The 15,424-nt window shown below is 63.9% G+C and carries 23 protein-coding genes and 1 tRNA gene; 23 read left to right on the top strand and 1 reads right to left on the bottom strand.

The genetic code is table 11. From position 1 onward, the window contains the following. Nucleotides 1–143: 143 nt before the first annotated feature. From ACFQ4E_RS03440 to ACFQ4E_RS03340, 21 genes are all read left to right on the top strand, one after another. Entirely contained in the window at nt 144–1,334 is a 1,191-nt protein-coding gene (locus ACFQ4E_RS03440; protein WP_386801522.1) for a phage portal protein, read from the top strand. Next, nucleotides 1,324–1,713 carry a hypothetical protein gene (locus tag ACFQ4E_RS03435; RefSeq protein WP_386801521.1) on the top strand — a complete coding sequence of 130 codons (390 nt, stop codon included), beginning with the start codon at nt 1,324–1,326 and terminating at the stop codon, nt 1,711–1,713. Before ACFQ4E_RS03440 ends, ACFQ4E_RS03435 begins: the two co-directional genes overlap by 11 nt. After that, nucleotides 1,713–2,216, top strand: a complete 504-nt coding sequence (locus ACFQ4E_RS03430; RefSeq protein WP_386801520.1) for an HK97 family phage prohead protease — start codon at nt 1,713–1,715, stop codon at nt 2,214–2,216. Before ACFQ4E_RS03435 ends, ACFQ4E_RS03430 begins: the two co-directional genes overlap by 1 nt. 4 nt (nt 2,217–2,220) lie before the next feature. After that, the gene (locus ACFQ4E_RS03425) at nt 2,221–3,384 is read left to right on the top strand and encodes a phage major capsid protein (RefSeq protein WP_386801519.1); all 1,164 of its coding nucleotides are present in this window, start codon (nt 2,221–2,223) and stop codon (nt 3,382–3,384) included. 10 nt (nt 3,385–3,394) lie between these two features. Continuing rightward, nucleotides 3,395–3,781, top strand: a complete 387-nt coding sequence (locus tag ACFQ4E_RS03420; RefSeq protein ID WP_386801518.1) for a hypothetical protein — start codon at nt 3,395–3,397, stop codon at nt 3,779–3,781. Between the two features lie 2 nt (nt 3,782–3,783). Then, nucleotides 3,784–4,296 carry an HNH endonuclease gene (locus ACFQ4E_RS03415; RefSeq protein WP_386801517.1) on the top strand — a complete coding sequence of 171 codons (513 nt, stop codon included), beginning with the start codon at nt 3,784–3,786 and terminating at the stop codon, nt 4,294–4,296. Further along, the gene (locus tag ACFQ4E_RS03410) at nt 4,293–4,772 is read left to right on the top strand and encodes a hypothetical protein (RefSeq protein WP_386801516.1); all 480 of its coding nucleotides are present in this window, start codon (nt 4,293–4,295) and stop codon (nt 4,770–4,772) included. Before ACFQ4E_RS03415 ends, ACFQ4E_RS03410 begins: the two co-directional genes overlap by 4 nt. A gap of 9 nt (nt 4,773–4,781) precedes the next feature. After that, on the top strand, nt 4,782–5,093 hold the full coding sequence (locus tag ACFQ4E_RS03405; protein WP_386801515.1) for a head-tail connector protein: 312 nt from the start codon (nt 4,782–4,784) through the stop codon (nt 5,091–5,093). Further along, nucleotides 5,093–5,500, top strand: a complete 408-nt coding sequence (locus tag ACFQ4E_RS03400) for an HK97-gp10 family putative phage morphogenesis protein (RefSeq protein ID WP_386801514.1) — start codon at nt 5,093–5,095, stop codon at nt 5,498–5,500. Before ACFQ4E_RS03405 ends, ACFQ4E_RS03400 begins: the two co-directional genes overlap by 1 nt. Continuing rightward, complete coding sequence (locus tag ACFQ4E_RS03395) at nt 5,500–5,913, top strand: DUF3168 domain-containing protein (RefSeq protein WP_386801513.1); 414 nt, start codon at nt 5,500–5,502, stop codon at nt 5,911–5,913. The genes ACFQ4E_RS03400 and ACFQ4E_RS03395 overlap by 1 nt, the downstream gene beginning before the upstream one ends. Then, nucleotides 5,910–6,227, top strand: a complete 318-nt coding sequence (locus ACFQ4E_RS03390) for a phage head closure protein (RefSeq protein WP_386801512.1) — start codon at nt 5,910–5,912, stop codon at nt 6,225–6,227. Before ACFQ4E_RS03395 ends, ACFQ4E_RS03390 begins: the two co-directional genes overlap by 4 nt. Next, a complete protein-coding gene (locus tag ACFQ4E_RS03385) occupies nt 6,224–6,628 on the top strand; it encodes a phage terminase small subunit P27 family (RefSeq protein WP_386801511.1) in 405 nt (134 codons plus the stop codon). The genes ACFQ4E_RS03390 and ACFQ4E_RS03385 overlap by 4 nt, the downstream gene beginning before the upstream one ends. Then, nucleotides 6,597–8,204: a terminase large subunit gene (locus ACFQ4E_RS03380; RefSeq protein WP_386801510.1), complete on the top strand. Its 1,608-nt coding sequence runs from the start codon at nt 6,597–6,599 to the stop codon at nt 8,202–8,204. The genes ACFQ4E_RS03385 and ACFQ4E_RS03380 overlap by 32 nt, the downstream gene beginning before the upstream one ends. A 168-nt stretch (nt 8,205–8,372) precedes the next feature. Further along, entirely contained in the window at nt 8,373–10,688 is a 2,316-nt protein-coding gene (locus ACFQ4E_RS03375) for a hypothetical protein (RefSeq protein ID WP_386801509.1), read from the top strand. Between the two features lie 69 nt (nt 10,689–10,757). Further along, nucleotides 10,758–11,063: a phage tail assembly chaperone gene (locus ACFQ4E_RS03370; protein ID WP_386801508.1), complete on the top strand. Its 306-nt coding sequence runs from the start codon at nt 10,758–10,760 to the stop codon at nt 11,061–11,063. A 153-nt stretch (nt 11,064–11,216) separates the two neighbouring features. Further along, on the top strand, nt 11,217–11,468 hold the full coding sequence (locus ACFQ4E_RS03365) for a hypothetical protein (RefSeq protein WP_386801507.1): 252 nt from the start codon (nt 11,217–11,219) through the stop codon (nt 11,466–11,468). Between the two features lie 33 nt (nt 11,469–11,501). Continuing rightward, complete coding sequence (locus tag ACFQ4E_RS03360; RefSeq protein WP_386801506.1) at nt 11,502–11,702, top strand: helix-turn-helix domain-containing protein; 201 nt, start codon at nt 11,502–11,504, stop codon at nt 11,700–11,702. 281 nt (nt 11,703–11,983) lie between these two features. Further along, nucleotides 11,984–12,448, top strand: coding sequence for a hypothetical protein (locus tag ACFQ4E_RS03355; RefSeq protein WP_386801505.1), 465 nt, complete (start codon nt 11,984–11,986; stop codon nt 12,446–12,448). After that, the gene (locus tag ACFQ4E_RS03350; protein WP_386801504.1) at nt 12,445–13,200 is read left to right on the top strand and encodes a hypothetical protein; all 756 of its coding nucleotides are present in this window, start codon (nt 12,445–12,447) and stop codon (nt 13,198–13,200) included. Before ACFQ4E_RS03355 ends, ACFQ4E_RS03350 begins: the two co-directional genes overlap by 4 nt. After that, entirely contained in the window at nt 13,193–13,378 is a 186-nt protein-coding gene (locus tag ACFQ4E_RS03345) for a hypothetical protein (protein WP_386801503.1), read from the top strand. The genes ACFQ4E_RS03350 and ACFQ4E_RS03345 overlap by 8 nt, the downstream gene beginning before the upstream one ends. A 9-nt stretch (nt 13,379–13,387) precedes the next feature. Next, nucleotides 13,388–14,416, top strand: a complete 1,029-nt coding sequence (locus ACFQ4E_RS03340; RefSeq protein ID WP_386801502.1) for a site-specific integrase — start codon at nt 13,388–13,390, stop codon at nt 14,414–14,416. 68 nt (nt 14,417–14,484) lie between these two features. On the opposite strand, the gene ACFQ4E_RS03335 is transcribed toward ACFQ4E_RS03340, so the two are convergent. Next, a tRNA-Cys gene (locus ACFQ4E_RS03335) sits at nt 14,485–14,558 on the bottom strand. Nucleotides 14,559–14,699: 141 nt separating this feature from the next. Here ACFQ4E_RS03335 and ACFQ4E_RS03330 point away from each other — a divergent pair. Together ACFQ4E_RS03330 and ACFQ4E_RS03325 are read left to right on the top strand one after the other, a co-directional pair. Beyond that, a complete protein-coding gene (locus ACFQ4E_RS03330; RefSeq protein WP_386801501.1) occupies nt 14,700–15,047 on the top strand; it encodes a hypothetical protein in 348 nt (115 codons plus the stop codon). A gap of 2 nt (nt 15,048–15,049) precedes the next feature. Further along, nucleotides 15,050–15,421 (top strand): hypothetical protein, encoded by a 372-nt coding sequence (locus tag ACFQ4E_RS03325; protein WP_386801500.1) that lies wholly within the window; start codon nt 15,050–15,052, stop codon nt 15,419–15,421. Nucleotides 15,422–15,424: the final 3 nt, after the last annotated feature.

Below are 15,424 nucleotides of genomic sequence, written 5' to 3'. Positions count from 1 at the left end.
GACTTTCGATCACCCGAGGGGACCGGCGCGGGGAAGCTCGCGCACGATTTGCCCGAAACTGGATTTTCCAGTGGGCGCATTTGGTAGGATTTGGCAGGTCTTGCTAGCTGCACAAGAGGCTAAGTCGCTGCGATCATTGCAGCATGTGGCCATTCACGCGCAAAGTTCAGACCGAAGAGAAGGGGCTCGCCGAACCGGGCGGCGATCTCTATGCGCTCTTTGGGTTGATGCCGACCGCTGCCACCGGAACGCCTGTCACCCCTGAGAGCGCGCTTCGTGTCCCGGCTGTCGGCTCCGCGATCCGCGTGATCTCCGAGGCTGTCGCCACGCTCGACATCTCGGTCAAGGCCATCGGCGAGGATGGCACCGAGACCGCGCTCCCTAACCACCCGGTTCTTCCCTTTCTCCGCGACCAGGCGAACGATTGGACGGACGGATTCTCGCTGATCCGCGATCTCGTGATCGACGCGCTCTCCGACGACAAGGGCGGCGTGGCTTACGTCAACCGCCTCGGCGACGGTCGCGTGGCCGAGATCATCCGCTATCGGCGCGGTGTGATCGACGTGCAGTTCGACCAGACCACGGGCGAGCCGAGCTACAAGATCGACGCCCGCCCGGTGCCCGCGTCGAACGTGATCCACCTGCGCAGCCCGTTCGGGAAGTCGCCTCTCACGCTGGCCTGCGAAGCCATCGGCGTGGCGCAGGCACTCGACAAGCACGCGGCCAAGCTCTTCGGGCGCGGTGCGCGTCCCTCCGGTGCGCTGACCTTCCCGAAAGGCATGGGCCAGGAGATGGTCAAGAAGGCCCGCGAGGCATGGCGTGCGACCCATGAGGGTGACGGCAATTCCGGGCAGACCGCGATCCTCTACGATGGCGCAGAGTTCAAACCGTTCACGCTGAACTCGACCGACGCTCAGTTCCTTGAAAACCGCAAGTTTCAAATCCTTGAAGTCGCGCGCGCCTTCCGCGTGCCGCCGAGCATGCTCTACGACCACGACCGCGCGACCTGGTCGAACACCGAGCAGATGGGCCGCGAGTTCCTGAGCTATACGCTGGAGCCGTGGCTGCGCGCCACCGAAGGCGCGCTCCGGCGGGCGCTCTTCTCCGACGAGGACCGGCTTCGCCATGCCATTCGCTTCGACCGCGACGACCTGACCCGAGCCGATCTCTCGACCCGTGCCACGGTGATCAATTCGCTGATCGCCTCGCGCACCATCAACCCGAACGAAGGCCGCGCCTGGCTGGGCCTCACGCCCTACGCAGGCGGCGACGAGTTCGCCAATCCCAACATCTCGACCGCCGCAGCAGCACCGGAGGCCAGCAATGCAGCTTGACGATATCCGCGCCTTCTCCGCCGATCAGGAGCGTGGCCACTGGTTCGATCTTCTCGACCCGGTGACAGCCAAGGCGACTGGCATTCGCGTGAAGTTGGCCGGACCTGATAGCGAGGTGCAGAACCGTGCGCGCCTGCGGCTCGCCGACGATCTCTCCGAGGTCGCGGACGCCAAGGGCTTGGTCTCGGCAGAGGCGCGTGAGCGCTGCCGCCTAGAGAGCCTCGCGCGCTGCGTATTGGCCTGGGAGATCACGGAGGATGGCCAGCCGGTTCCGTTCACCCACGCAAACGTCCTGCGGCTTCTGAAGGCCGCAACATGGGTTCAGGCGCAGATCGACGCCTTCGCGTCCGACCGCGCAGCGTTCAGGGGGGACGCGTGATGGACCGCGTCTTCCTGGAGACCAAGATCGACGCCTCGGATGACGGCTCCATCGAGGGCCTCGCATGGCCGTTCGATGAGCCCGACCGCGTTGGCGACGTGATCACCAAGGGTGCATTTTCTGGAGCGCGACTGCCGCTGCCCATGCTCTTCGGTCACGACCAGAACGATCCGGTCGGCACCTGGAGCGTGGCCGAGGAGCGCGAGGACGGGCTGCACATCAAAGGGCAACTCCTGGTGGGCGAGCTTCCCCGCGCCCGCGAGGTCCGCGCACTGGTCCGCTCGGGGGCCGTGCGCGGTATTTCCATCGGCTTCCGCACGAAGAAAGCGGCGAACCGCCCGCGCGGTGGCCGGACGATCTCCGAGCTGGAGCTTCTCGAAGCGTCCCTCGTGACCATTCCCATGCATCCCGGCGCTCGCGTGGTGTCGGCCAAGACTGCCGTCCGCGCGCTGACGCTGGCGGCTTCCCTGCAACGCGCTGCGGCGCAGCTCGCAAAGAGGTAATCCCATGCGGCATATCAAGACGACCGAGCTGCGCGGCAGCACGGCCCTGACCCTGAAAGACGGCGGCGGCGACGAGCCGGATGACATTGTCACCAAGGCCATCGGCGACCTGACCGAGACCGTCGAAAAGCGGCTCGGTGAGATCGAGGCGAAGTCCGACACGTCCAAGATCGTGGAGCGTCTCGACAAGCTCGAAGCCAAATCAAACCGCGCCAAAGGCGGCGACGATCCCGACGAGACGGCAGTGGCGGAGCGCAAGGCGTTCGGCACCTATCTCCGCAAGGGCAACGGCGCGACCGACGAAGAGGTCAAGGCGCTCACTGTCTCCAATGACGAGCAAGGCGGCTATCTTGCGCCTGCCGAGATGTCTTCGGAGTTCATCCGCGACCTGGTCGAATATTCCCCGATCCGGTCTGTGGCGAGCGTGCGCGGCATCACAGCCCCTTCGGTCAAGTATCCCAAGCGCACCGGCATCACCAACGCGCAGTGGGAGGGCGAGGCCGAGGACAGCGAAGAAAGCACCGTCACCTTCGGCCAGGTTGAGGTCACGGCCCGCAAGCTGATGACCTATGTCGATATTTCGAATGAACTTCTGGCCGACAGCGGCGGCACCTCCGAGGCAGAGGTCCGGCTCGCGCTGGCCGAGGACTTCGGCCAGAAAGAAGGCCTCGCCTTCGTGAGCGGCTCGGGAGTCGGTCAGCCGGAAGGCCTGATGACCCATCCCGACATCGCCGAGACGTTAAACGGCTCCACCACGGCGATCTCGCCTGACCAGCTCATTGCCCTCATGTACGCGCTTCCGGCGATGTACCGGAACGCTGGCACCTGGGCGATGAACGGCACCACGCTCGGCGTTCTCCGCACACTGAAGGACGGCGATGGTCGGTTTCTCTGGCAGCCGAGCTTCCAGGCGGGCCAGCCGGAGACCATCCTCGGGCGTCCGGTGATCGAGGTGGTTGATATGCCCGACATCGCTTCCGGCGCATTCCCGATCCTCTACGGCGATTTCTCCGCTTACCGCATCGTGGATCGCCTCTCGATGTCGATCCTGGTGAACCCGTACCTGCTGGCGACGAAGGGTCTCACCCGCATTCACGCCACCCGCCGCGTCGGGGGCCGCGTCGTCCAGGCGGCGCGCTTCCGCAAGCTCAAGATGTCCACAAGCTGAGGAGACACCCATGCGTGACATCGCACCCAATATCGGCATCACGCAGGCGGTCGCGCCTGCGGTCCTGTCGGCCACGAACACCTCCGCAGCGATCGACCTTCTCGGCTTCGAGAGCGCGGCGGTGGTCATCAATACCGGGGCCATCGTGTCGAGCGGAGACTTCACTCCGACGCTTCAGGAAAGCGACACGACCACGCCCGGCGACTTCACCGATGTCGCGGCGGATCGGCTCGTGGGCACGTTCCCGGCGAGCCTCACCGCCGATGGCGTTGTGAAGGTCGGCTACATCGGCACCAAGCGGTATGTCCGCACGGTCCTGACCAAGAACGGCGGCACGTCCATCGCGGCGGGCGTCCTGGTCATCAAGGGCCACCCGGCAGACGCGCCGGTGACCTGAATATGTTTTGCGGAGCGACCTCCTTTGAGGGCCATCTGGTCGGCCCAAAAGCGGCAAGCCGTCCTCCCTTCGCTCCGCAGGCGTCAGCCACGGTGGGTCAAGGACGGCAAGACCAGCGGGCGGGGCAAAGCCTCGCCCGCATTCCGGAGACTGCCATGCCATCGAAAGGGCCGCGCATCTGCGGATGCGGAGACATCGTCGCTCCCGGCTCGCGCTGCACGTGTCAGGCGGCACGGGACCGAGAGCGGAAAGCCCGGTTCGACGCCAAGCGTCCGAGCGCTGCGGCCCGTGGCTATGACACCGACTGGCGGAAACTGCGCGCGCGACACCTGGCGAACTATCCCGCCTGCGTCCGCTGCGGAAAGCCCGCGACAGACGTGGATCACATCATCCCGAGACGGCTCGCTCCCGAGCGGCGTCTCGACCCGACGAACCTGCAGAGCCTCTGCAAATCCCATCATTCAGGCGCGAAACAACGCGAAGAGCGCCGCCACTCGCGAGGTGCATACCAATGACCATCTACGCAACCGCTGGCTCCAAGCTCTACATCGGAGGCGTGCTAGCACAGCAAAGCGCCGATTTTGTTCTGGCGGACTTTTCCGGCGAAACCTGGGTTCAGATCAACGAACTGGAGAACCTCGGCACGCTCGGCGACACGTCCGCCGAGATCAACTTCACCTCGCTCTCGGACAAGCGCACCAAGCGGCTAAAGGGCGCGCGCGCTGCCGAGCCGATGCAGGTGATCATGGGCATCGACTATGCCGACGCGGGCCAGCAGGCCGTGATCGCCGCCGAGAAGGAAATCCACGACTACGCCTTCAAGGTCGAGTTCGATGACGCACCCGCCGGTGGCACGCCGTCCGAGCGCTATTTCATCGCCAAGGTGGCCAGCGCCTACGAGGCCTATGATGAGGCCAATTCGGTGATGAAGCTGAACGCGGCTCTCTGGGTCAATTCGAACGTGGTCCGCGTGGACGCGGCGGCACCGTAAGGCTGAGCCGTGGCCATCGTTCTCCTCGCCGAACTGAAAGAGCAGCTCGCCTTCACTGATGACATCGGGACGGCAGACGACGCGCTCATGCAGCGCAAGCTTGACGCGGCGCATGACCATGTCGAGCGGCTTCTCGGCTTCAAGATCGAGGAGACCTTTGGCGGTGTGGACCAGGACCCGATCCCGCCCGCGCTGATCGAAGCGGTCAGCCAGCTTGCGGCGTGGTGGTACGAGCAACGCGAGGCTGCGTCCGAAGGCGCGCGCGAGGTGCCCTTCGGTGTCCGCGAACTCGTCAGCGGATACCAGGAGTTCACCTTCTGATGTCGGATGGCGGTCTCTCCAGGTTCCAGAGGCGGATGCGGGCGATCCCGCACGAGGTGCGCCGCGCCGTGGTGCCCGCGCTGGCACAAGGTGGATACGAGATCGCCGAGGCGATGGAAGCGCTCGCGCCAGAGGATAGTGGCGACCTGATCGGCTCCATCGCCGTGACGCTGCCGAACCAGACCACGCCGCCCTATTCGCAGCCGGGCGGCAGCTTCACGGTTCCGGAGAACCAGGTGGCGATCACGGCGGGGAGCACCGATGTCCGTTATCCGCACCTCCAGGAATACGGCACCAGCCACCATCCCGCGCAGCCGTTCTTCTGGCCGGGTTTCCGGCTCGCAAAACCCAAGGCCGAGCGCCGCATCAAGCGGGCGATCTCCAAGGCCGTGCGGGAGGCGCGCTGATGTCGGTCGATCTCGCGGTTCAGATCGCCATTCGCAAGCGCCTGGTCGCGACCACGGCGGTCACCGATCTCGTGCCCGCAAGCTCCATTCTCGACCGCAACGCCAGCCCGGCACCGCGCCCCGGCATCGTCATCGGCAAGGCGCAGGTGGTCGATACCGGCACCAGCCTCCAGCGCAACCGGTCGCGCGTCTATCACACGATCCATGTCTGGAAGACGGAGCCATCGCGGGAAGGCGTGAAAGCGATCATGGCGGCAATCCGTGCTGCCATCCGCTCCGAGCGTCTCGACCTCGGCGTCGGTCTTCACTGTGCGGATTGGAAAGTCTCCAGCACCCGCGCAATGTCCGATCCCGATGGCGAAAGCTCGCATGGCGTCATGGTGGTCGAGGTTCTGGTTCTGGAGGTCGCATGAAGTCGGGAAAGATGCGGCACGTGATAGAGGCGCAGCGCGCCACCGCGACGATCAACGACGCGGGCACGCCCGAGGAGGCCTGGACCACCTTTGCCACGCTGCGCGCCGAACTGGTCCAGCGCAGCACCGAGGAGTTCCTGCGCGGTCCCGGTGAGACCTCTGAGACCACCGTGGTCTTCCGCACGCGCTATCTCGCGGACCTTCAGGACGAGGACCGCATCCTCTTCGATGGTCTGGGCTTCGACATCGAGGAGATGGTCGAGCTGGGCCACCGGCAAGGGCTCGAGCTGCGCTGTCGGGAGGTGCGGCCATGAGAGGGACAAAGCCCGAGCTGAGAACCGATCCCGACGCTATCGACAGTCTGCCTCCGCCTGCATGGATGACTCCCGAGGCGGCGCAGGAGTGGCGGCGGATCATGCCGATCCTGACCGAGCGCCGCATCCTGACCGACGCGGACCTTGGCTCGGTCGAGAATTATTGCATGGCCATCGGCACGGTGCGGCAGATGGAAGAGCATCTGCAGACCCATGGCCACATCATCGAGGACATCGAGGGCCGCATGAAGCGCAACCCGGCGGTGGGCATTCAATCCGACGCCATGACGCGCTCACGGCTTCTCGCCGCAGAGCTGGGCCTGACACCGGTCTCGCGCTCGCGCCCCGCAATCAGGGAGGACGCGGACGATGACGGCGACGACCCGCTCGACCTTTCCTGAGTGGATTTACGACGGCTCGGAGATCCCCGATCCGCTGGGCTTCGGAGATCGCGCTGTACGGTTTTTGCGCATGCTCCGGCATCCGAAGAGCGGCAAGGCGTTCCAGCTAGACCCGTGGCAGGAACGGATCGTGCGGCGCATCTACGGCCCGCGTCACGAGGACGGCAGCCGGATCGTCAAGACGGCAGTGATCTTGGTGCCGCGCGGCAATCGCAAAACCAGCCTCGCAGCCGCTCTCGAAGCGCTGCACACTGTCGGGCCTGAGGCTGTTCCGGTTGGCGAGGTGATCACGGCGGCATCGGATCGCAAGCAGGCCCGTATCGCTTATGACGAGCTGCGCGGGTTGATGACAGCGCATCCTCGGATCGCGCCCCATGTCCGGACGCTCGATTACCGCAACCGCATCCGTTACCCGAAGCTCGGCAGCTTCTGCGAAGCCATCTCGGCGGATGCGGGCACACAGCACGGGCGAACACCGGTCTTTGTCCTGGCCGACGAATTGCACGCCTGGAAAAAGCGCGATCTCTGGGACGTGCTGCGCTCCGGTCTCGTGAAGACACCCGGCTCGCTTCTGGTGGTGGCGACGACTGCCGGACGCGGTCAGGAAAACATTGCCTGGGACATCGTGGACGATGCCCGCAAGGTCGCGCGTGGCGAGGTCGATGACCCGTCTATCCTGCCCGTGCTCTTCGAGGCACCGGCGGACTGCGACTGGCAGGACGAGGCGCTCTGGTATCGCATCAATCCCGGCCTGCGGCATGGCTATCCCGACATCGAGGGTCTGCGGCAACTCGCCCGCGAAGGCTCCCGGCGGATCGGTGACCGGGAGGCGTTCCGCCAGCTCAATCTGAACATCTGGCTCGACCACGCCACCGATCCCTTCGTGGAAATGGCGATCTATGACGAGGGCGCGGGTGCGGTCGATCTCGACGCGCTGGAGGCCGAGCAAGCGCCGTGCTTCCTGGCCGTGGACCTCTCAAGCAATTCCGACCTGACCGTCATCGTGGCGTGCTGGAGGGACGGCGAGGATGGCTTCCAGGTGCATCCCTGGTTCTTCTGCCCGGAAGAGAACCTGCGCGACCGCGAAGACCTCTCCGGCGTGCCCTACACGGTCTGGGCCAAAGAGGGCCAACTTACCCCCACCGAGGGGAATGTCGTGGACTTCCGCGTGGTCGAGGACCAGGTGCGCGAACTCTGCGCCCGGTTCAACGTGCAGGAGATTGCCTTCGACCCGCACCTCGCGCGGAACATGCTGAACAACCTTCTCGAAGACGGCTTCCCGGCGGTCGAGATGCGCCAGGGCTGGGTGACGATGGCTCCAGCGGTCAAGGAACTGGAGCGCGCTATTATCGGCGGGCGCTTCAGGCACGGCGGTCATCCGATCCTGCGCTGGAACTTCGCCAATATCGAGGTCCGCACCGACGCCGCTGGAAACCGCGCGTTCCACAAGGGCAAGAGCCGCGACAAGATCGACGGAGCCGTAGCTTCCGCTATGGCCGTGGCGCGATGCGCGGCTGATGAAAGCGGGCTGACCACCTCCGCCGACTGGTTCACCGAGGAGATGTTCCTCGCATGAAAAGAGCGGCGGCACATCCGCGAGACGAAAAAAGGCCGTCGGATGCGCCGCCGCTTAGTCGCGGTGTGCCAATCCAAACAGCCGGGCAACCACGGCGCGAAAGTGGCATCTCAGGGCCCATTCTTCCTTTCCGCCGCAACAACACTTTTGCGAAAATGAGGTCGCGCAATGGATGAAGAACGCCTGATCGTCGCGCTGGAGGCCCGCATCCGGGACTTCGAGCGCAACATGGCCAGAGCCGAGCGCACCGGGACGCGGTCCTACCAGGGCCTCCAGAGACGCTCTCGCAGCGCCACGGCGGCGATGGAACGCGACATGGTCCGATCCACCAACCGGATCAACCAGGCGCTGGCGACCACCTCCAGCCGCATCGGAGCCTTCGGAAAGGCGTTCATCGCAGGCACAGTGGCAACCGGCGTTGCGGCCCTGACGACGGGTGCGAGCAGCGCCGTCCGGAGCCTCGCCGAGATCGAGCAACAGGCCAAGCGTGCGGGCCTTTCGGTTCAGGCCTTCCAGGAACTGAAGTTCATCGCCGAGCAGAACCGGATCGATGTGGGCGCGATGGTGGACGGGCTGAAAGAGCTTCAGCTCCGCGCCGACGAGTTCATTGTCACCGGGGCCGGTCCCGCCTCCGAGGCCTTCCGACGTCTGGGATTCGACGCAACCGACCTGAAGCGCCGTCTCGAAGACCCGTCCGAGCTGTTTCTCGAACTCGTGGACAGGATGGAGGGTCTCGACCGTGCGGCGCAAATCCGGGTGGCCGACGAGGTGTTTGGCGGCACCGGCGGCGAGCGCTTCGTCGAGCTTCTGAGCCAGGGTGACGAAGGCCTGCGGCGGCTGGCCGAGCGCGCAAACGAGCTGGGCATCGTCATGGATGCCGAAACCATCGCCAAGGCGGCGGAACTCGACCGCAAGTTCGCCGAGGTGCAGGCGCGCGTCTCTTCGCTGGCCAAGACCATCGTGGTGGAACTGGCCACGTCCATCGAGGACGCCTTCGACGGCGACAAGGTCGGCGACATGCTCTCGCAGATCGAGCGCATGCAGGCGCTTCTTGGCGAGGATCGGCTCTCGGCGGTGACCGAGAACCAGGCGCTGGCGCTGCAGGACCTGGAGGCGCAGCACAGCGCGCTTGTGCAGGAAGCCAACGAGGTGGCCAACGCCATCGACGGGATCGTTCTGGCGCTCGGGAACGCGGGCTTCGCCGAAGAGGCCATGGCACTCTTCGATATGGCGCAAGGCATGCGGGACAGCGCGGCGGCATTCCAGAACGGCCAGATCGACGCGGAGAGCTTCCGGACCGAACTGGAGACCACGACCCGGGCGGCGGGCGACACGGTCAACGCAGTGGGCGAGATCGACGGCGTGGGCTTCGGAAATGTCATCGCCCGCATCGGTGGTTTGATCTCGGCGCTGGCTGCTGCAGCCGACCAGGCGCGGATCACGCGGGCCGAGATCGCGGCGACGGCAGCGACCGAGGCGCAGGGTGACAAGGTCTATTCCGGGCGCGGTGGCGATCCTCGCCTCTACATGGACGGCAGGGACACGCCCGTAGCTCCCGGCGCTTCTCTTCGCCCGAAACTGCCCTCGGTCAACGCCAGCTTCGGCCAACCTGATCCTGAGAAGGGCAGCGGCTCGGGCGGTGGTGGATCGTCGGGAGGCGGTGGCGGTGGTTCGCGCAACGTGGACGGATACGCCCGCGAGGTCGAGCGCATGCAGGAAGAGGTCCGGCTCCTGGAAATGGAAGCGGCAGCTCTGGTCGCGGCGGCTGAGAGCGGTCGCGAATACGGCGATGCCATCGAATATGCCAAGACCCGCGCGAAGCTTCTCTTCGAGGCGCAGCAAGAGGGCAAAGACCTCACGCCCGAGCTGACCGCCGAGATCGACAAGCTGGCGCTGTCTCTGAGCCAGGCAGGCACCGCAGCCGATGACGCTGCCGACCGCCTGCAGGAGATCGAGGATCACACCCAAAAGGGCGCTCAGCGCATGTCCGACCTGTTTCTCGGCATCGCGACAGGGGCCATGACGGCCCGCGAGGCGGTGATCCAGCTTCTTCTGGAGATCGCCAAAATCCAGTTCCAGAAAGCGATCCTCGGTCTCGCCGATAGCGGCGCAGGAGGTGGGTTCTTCGAGGGTCTCGGATCACTTCTCAGCTTCGATGGCGGCGGCTGGACCGGTAACGGCCCGCGCACCGGCGGGCTGGACGGCAAGGGCGGTTTCCTGGCCGTCATGCATCCGCGCGAGAACGTGGAGGATACCACCAAACCTGGAGCCGGAAACATAGCGAGCGCGGCCCAAACGCCCAGCTACGCACCGCCCGCGATCAACATGCCGGCGCAAGCCGCTCCGGTGGTCAATGTTCCACCGCCGGAACTGCAGGTGCTGCCGGTCATTCCGGAGGGATATGTCGGGGCTGAGATCGTGAAGCGAAAGAACCTCCTGCGCCTCAAGGCAGAGCTGCAGCGCGAAGGCGCTCAGTTCCGGTAAGCCATGCAGGATCGTCTCTCACGCCTTCTCTGCGCCGCGTTGGAACGTCACTTGAAGGGCGGGGCTCCTATGCCGCCCGAAGGCTCGGAGCCGCTCTGGAACGCTTTTCTGCAGCTCTCCCGCGCACGTTCCTGCGGCCCCGCCGGGCCGAACGCTCTGGCCTTCACCGAGATCGACGCCTGGGCGCGTCTGATGCGCGTGCCGCTGGAGCCGCACCACGTTTCGGCACTTCTGGAGATGGACCGGGTCTGGATGGATCGGGCTTACTCGAAGTCTGCCGCACCACCCGGTGCGAAGACCTTGCCGCAGCGGTCAGACCACAAGCTCACCGCTGCGATGTTTGACGGGGATGTCGCGCGGGACGCAATTCCTTGATTTGTCCAGTTCTTCGACGACGCTCGCCAGGCGCGGATTCGAAAGATGCAAAACTAGCGTTGCGCATTTGCGGGGGAATCATGTTAGTGTGACTCCCGAAAATGCACTCCCGGCTCAGGCAAATGGGTGGCAATCGCTAAGGGAGGAAACAGAATGGAAGCGTTCCGTGACGCTCAGAGATTGCACTGCCGTTCAAAAAAAGAACACGACCTCAAGAACCACGTCCAAATAATCAGCTCAGCATGTCGGCTGCTGACAAGGAGAGGCGTGAAAGACCCTTTGTTGGCCGAGATCGAGCGCCACGCTGATGAAGTTGTCCGGATCTTCGAAGAGATCAGCGTCGGACGGCCCGAGTTTCCGGAAGCGCAGATTGTCGCCGTTGCCTCCGGTGGCTCTCGGAGATGATCCGGCTAAGCGGTCTTCCGAAAGTCACAGGCCATGACGCGGCCACCGCATACCCCTGACAGTCTCGCAGACCGTTGGGCCTGTTCCTCCGAGACCGTGCGTCAGCTCTGTCGTAGCGGCCAGCTGAAGCACTTCCGGGTCGGGCGCATGATCCGCATCTCGGCTGAAGCCGTGGACGAGTTTGAAGCCCGAAGCGCAGCAGATGCCGACGCGCACCCCGAAGGGCGCTCTTGATCGCGTGACGATTTGAGGGCAACGTGTCCGTGGGCCTAGAAACCCGGACTGTGATAGACCGACAACCTTTGGCGAGGTTTCTTCCGTTGGCGCGGAAGACCGGTCGAACCGCGAGCGCTTGGCGGCGCATCGCTCACCCGACCAGCTTATGTCGGGGTGGCGACGCCATGCAAGACCGTTCGCGGAAAAGCGTCGCGCCTCTCTCACAGGAGGTTTCTAGCACCCCGGCGCCAGCCCGACGCTGGCACGGCCCTAGAAAGCCACCAACTGTGAGAAACCAAATGACCGATATCAGCAAAATCACCGCCGCCGCGCCCGCAGAGACGAAGGCCGAAGCGCCGCGCCCCGTCTCCGAATGGGAGAATAACAACGTGAGCGGGCAGGCCTGCACGTGCAAGCGCGTTCACGAGAAGCACGTGGAGGAAGTCAAAGCGCTCCGCCAGCGTCAGGAGGCCTACGAGGCATCGCTCCCCAAAGAGCCGCTGGAGGCCCTGCGCGCGATCTCGGCGAAGATGGTCGTCTTCGAGGACCAGGATGATTCCTCCGAAGCGATCCGCGCCGCGCTGACACTCATCAACGAACTGGCGACGCACCGGATCGACCTGGACTATCCGGACATGCACCAAGCGCTCTACTGGCTGACAAGCGAGGCGCTCACCGGCTTCAAAGAGATCGAGCGCTCAAACCGCGAGGCGTACAAGATCGCGCGGCAGTTCAGCCCGAGCCACGAGCCGTTCCGAGCGTGAATGCGCTCAATCAGAATTTTATTCCAAAGGGCTTGCGCGGCAGAAATCGGAATGCTATTCCATTAAGCATGGCAACGCTGCGCGATCTATCAGATTGGATTGAGGGAACCTTGGGCGGAGACGCGCCCAGGGTGAACTCGCTTGTGAAACTCGTGCGTCGAGAAGGCCTGTTTTCCTCGGGCGGTCGTGGACGCAACGCAACCCGCATGGCCCCTCAGGACTTTGCCACGGCTATCGTCTGCGCTCTTACCACCGCTGCGCCGACCAAAGCGGCTGAGGAAGTCCGAAGGATTTTGGCTTTGCGCACATTCTCAGTCTCCGTTGATCCAGGCGACGGCGGCGGCTTCCGCGATTTTTCGGTTTGGGGGGAGAGCCGCAAATTGCCCGCCACTGATCCGGACGGAAATCGCATGTTGCCGCCGGAATTGGCTGACTGCCCCGCCACGCTTGGAGATGCTCTGGCGATGTGGGCGGAACACTTCGCAGAAAACCCCGCCTCGGGCGTCATGGACTGGGATGAAATCTCTCTGCGCATCGCCTGTGCACCGCAGGTTGAATTGCAGCTTTTCAACCCAGATTGGCAAAACCACCGATGGGGAACAGAGGAAGGGGATTATCGGGCTTACGCCTGGAAGCTGCGTTTTGAGGCGGAGGGATTGAACTATGACCCGATGCTTCGCGAGACCGTCACCAAGCTGAGCGCGCACGTGCTGCGCGCCTTGGCTGATTTGGCAGGGGCTGCAGATGGCTGACAGCCCTCAAACGCAAGCCCGTAAGATGATGGTCACGCTGATACGTGAGGCGCGCGATGCTGGCTGGGCGCGAGTAAAAGCTGAGTGCAAGCCCGATATGTCGGTGACTATTGACGCCTCTATGGCCGACCCTGAGGGCGGTGACGACTTCCTCACCGAAGACCTCAAGATGGGTTGATAAATTCCGATGACAAAAAAGGCGCTGCCCAAGTACGTGTACGAGGATCGCGGATACATCCGCTTCATCCGCCGCTCGCGTGGGCAGTCCGTCATGATGAAGGAGGAGCCCGGCTCAGACGAGTTCTGGACGCACTATAAACTCCTCCTCACGGGCAGACAGCCGATCCCGTCGAAGCGCACATTCGAGGCACTGATCCTCAGTTACTACGAGAGCGATTCCTTCAAGAGCCGGAAACCCCGGACGCAAGCTGACTACAGGAAGTACATCGGGCACATCCGCAAGATTTGGGGTGACAAGGACCCTGCCAAAGTGGAGCGCCGCCACGTGTACGAACTGCACCGCGCGAACGCGGACCGTTGGCGTGCAGCGAACTATCTGGTCCAGGTCCTCGTGGTCCTGATGAACCACGCCCACCTGATCGGCTACCTGAAATCCGAACAGCACAACCCGGCCAAAGGCGTCCCGCTCTTCAAGCAGGAGAGTGACGGCTGGCAGCCGTGGCCTGACAGTGTCCGCGAGGAGTTCGAGGCGCTCGCTCCAGACCGCGCTCGTCTTGTCTATGAACTTTGTCTCGGGACGGGTCAGAGGATCGGCGATGTTATCAAAATGACCTGGGGCCACTTCAAAGATGGTGAGTACGACTTCACCCAAGGCAAGGGCGACAAAAAACTTTGGATACCTCTCACCGACCGTCTGAAGGCGTATCTGGCCACGGTTGAAAAGAAGGGCGTTCGGCTCGTCACTGACGCTCAGGGGCGGCCAGTGACGTATCGCGTAATCGCCGAGGAAATGCGGAAGGTGAAGGCGCGCATGAAGCATCCGGATGCGACGTCATACGTGACACATGGCCTTCGGAAGAACGCGACCATCGAGCTTTATCAGTCAGGTTGTGACGACGAGATGGTTAAGGCCGTAACCGGCCACTCCGGGGTTGAGATGCTGAAAAAATACGGAGGCAGGGTTCGTCAGCGGGAGCTGGCTACAAGAGCGCAGAAGCTGCGCGACAGCTTTGAACAGAACAAGACCGAAACGTGAATGTTTCAACGGCTGTTTCAAACATCGAGCACAAGGAAGAAGAAGGTGACGCAAGTGTCTGAAAGCATTGGAGGCGAGTACCGGAATCGAACCGGTGTACACGGATTTGCAATCCGCTGCGTCACCACTCCGCCAACTCGCCTCGCCAGAGTGATGCTCCGTGTAGAAGCCGCGCGCGTCAGCGTCAAGCGCAATCCCGGTACGGAAGGTTGAGCAAAAGCGGGAACCTTGGGACCTGTGTCTGCGTTTCCTACCGCAACGAATTCGTCCAGGAGGACAAGAGATGGCGGAAGCCAAGCTGAAAGAAGCGGAAGCCCGCGCCAACCAAGCGGCTGGCAACGACGTGGACGCACTCGCGGACCAGATGGCCGCGTTGAAGGCCGACCTCGCATCGCTGACCGACATGATCACCGAGATCGGCGTGCGTCGGAAGGACGAGACCGTCGAGATGGCGCGTGACCGGATCGAGCGGCTGCGCCGCGAAGGCCGTGAGCGCTTCGACGACGCGCAGCGCTACGCGCACGATACCCAGGATCAAGTGCTTGAATCGATCCGTCGCCAGCCGGGCACCGCGGTCGGCATCGCGGTCGCGGTCGGGTTCCTGATCGGTCTCGTGACCTCTCGGAAGTAAGAATGGGCTTCTTTCCTTACCTAGAGTTCGCCGCCCGCCGAAAGGCCCGGGCGGCGGCCTTTTCTATTGTCGGCCTCGTCTTCCTGCTGACGGGGATTGCCTTTCTCGGATCGGCCCTTTTCATGATTTTAAGCGCCTGGAAGGGCGCTCTTTTTGCTGCGCAAGTTCTGGGCGGTCTCTTCTTCGGTCTCGGACTGATCTGTTTCGCAATCTCCCGCATGGTGGGCCGTCTGCCGCCGCGTCCCGTTCCGGCCACGACCTCGGAGGCGATGGCGCTGCCCGTCGCGCATATCATCGAGGGGTTGATCGTCGGGTTCACCGCAGGCCGACGCACCCGCGCACCGCGCAAGACCGGTGATCAGCACGCCGACTGATCC

Source organism: Litorisediminicola beolgyonensis (genome assembly GCF_042679605.1).
GTDB lineage: Bacteria > Pseudomonadota > Alphaproteobacteria > Rhodobacterales > Rhodobacteraceae > Litorisediminicola > Litorisediminicola beolgyonensis.
Note: the sequence above shows the minus strand (reverse complement) of the source record. Positions and strands in the feature narration are given on the sequence as shown.

Bases quoted from the DNA above. Each gene is read 5' to 3' on its own strand.
- ACFQ4E_RS03440 (WP_386801522.1), top strand. From the start codon at position 144: ATGTGGCCATTCACGCGCAAAGTTCAGACCGAAGAGAAGGGGCTCGCC.
- ACFQ4E_RS03435 (WP_386801521.1), top strand. From the start codon at position 1,324: ATGCAGCTTGACGATATCCGCGCCTTCTCCGCCGATCAGGAGCGTGGC.
- ACFQ4E_RS03430 (WP_386801520.1), top strand. From the start codon at position 1,713: ATGGACCGCGTCTTCCTGGAGACCAAGATCGACGCCTCGGATGACGGC.
- ACFQ4E_RS03425 (WP_386801519.1), top strand. From the start codon at position 2,221: ATGCGGCATATCAAGACGACCGAGCTGCGCGGCAGCACGGCCCTGACC.
- ACFQ4E_RS03420 (WP_386801518.1), top strand. From the start codon at position 3,395: ATGCGTGACATCGCACCCAATATCGGCATCACGCAGGCGGTCGCGCCT.
- ACFQ4E_RS03415 (WP_386801517.1), top strand. From the start codon at position 3,784: ATGTTTTGCGGAGCGACCTCCTTTGAGGGCCATCTGGTCGGCCCAAAA.
- ACFQ4E_RS03410 (WP_386801516.1), top strand. From the start codon at position 4,293: ATGACCATCTACGCAACCGCTGGCTCCAAGCTCTACATCGGAGGCGTG.
- ACFQ4E_RS03400 (WP_386801514.1), top strand. From the start codon at position 5,093: ATGTCGGATGGCGGTCTCTCCAGGTTCCAGAGGCGGATGCGGGCGATC.
- ACFQ4E_RS03395 (WP_386801513.1), top strand. From the start codon at position 5,500: ATGTCGGTCGATCTCGCGGTTCAGATCGCCATTCGCAAGCGCCTGGTC.
- ACFQ4E_RS03390 (WP_386801512.1), top strand. From the start codon at position 5,910: ATGAAGTCGGGAAAGATGCGGCACGTGATAGAGGCGCAGCGCGCCACC.
- ACFQ4E_RS03385 (WP_386801511.1), top strand. From the start codon at position 6,224: ATGAGAGGGACAAAGCCCGAGCTGAGAACCGATCCCGACGCTATCGAC.
- ACFQ4E_RS03380 (WP_386801510.1), top strand. From the start codon at position 6,597: ATGACGGCGACGACCCGCTCGACCTTTCCTGAGTGGATTTACGACGGC.
- ACFQ4E_RS03375 (WP_386801509.1), top strand. From the start codon at position 8,373: ATGGATGAAGAACGCCTGATCGTCGCGCTGGAGGCCCGCATCCGGGAC.
- ACFQ4E_RS03370 (WP_386801508.1), top strand. From the start codon at position 10,758: ATGCCGCCCGAAGGCTCGGAGCCGCTCTGGAACGCTTTTCTGCAGCTC.
- ACFQ4E_RS03365 (WP_386801507.1), top strand. From the start codon at position 11,217: ATGGAAGCGTTCCGTGACGCTCAGAGATTGCACTGCCGTTCAAAAAAA.
- ACFQ4E_RS03360 (WP_386801506.1), top strand. From the start codon at position 11,502: ATGACGCGGCCACCGCATACCCCTGACAGTCTCGCAGACCGTTGGGCC.
- ACFQ4E_RS03355 (WP_386801505.1), top strand. From the start codon at position 11,984: ATGACCGATATCAGCAAAATCACCGCCGCCGCGCCCGCAGAGACGAAG.
- ACFQ4E_RS03345 (WP_386801503.1), top strand. From the start codon at position 13,193: ATGGCTGACAGCCCTCAAACGCAAGCCCGTAAGATGATGGTCACGCTG.
- ACFQ4E_RS03340 (WP_386801502.1), top strand. From the start codon at position 13,388: ATGACAAAAAAGGCGCTGCCCAAGTACGTGTACGAGGATCGCGGATAC.
- ACFQ4E_RS03330 (WP_386801501.1), top strand. From the start codon at position 14,700: ATGGCGGAAGCCAAGCTGAAAGAAGCGGAAGCCCGCGCCAACCAAGCG.
- ACFQ4E_RS03325 (WP_386801500.1), top strand. From the start codon at position 15,050: ATGGGCTTCTTTCCTTACCTAGAGTTCGCCGCCCGCCGAAAGGCCCGG.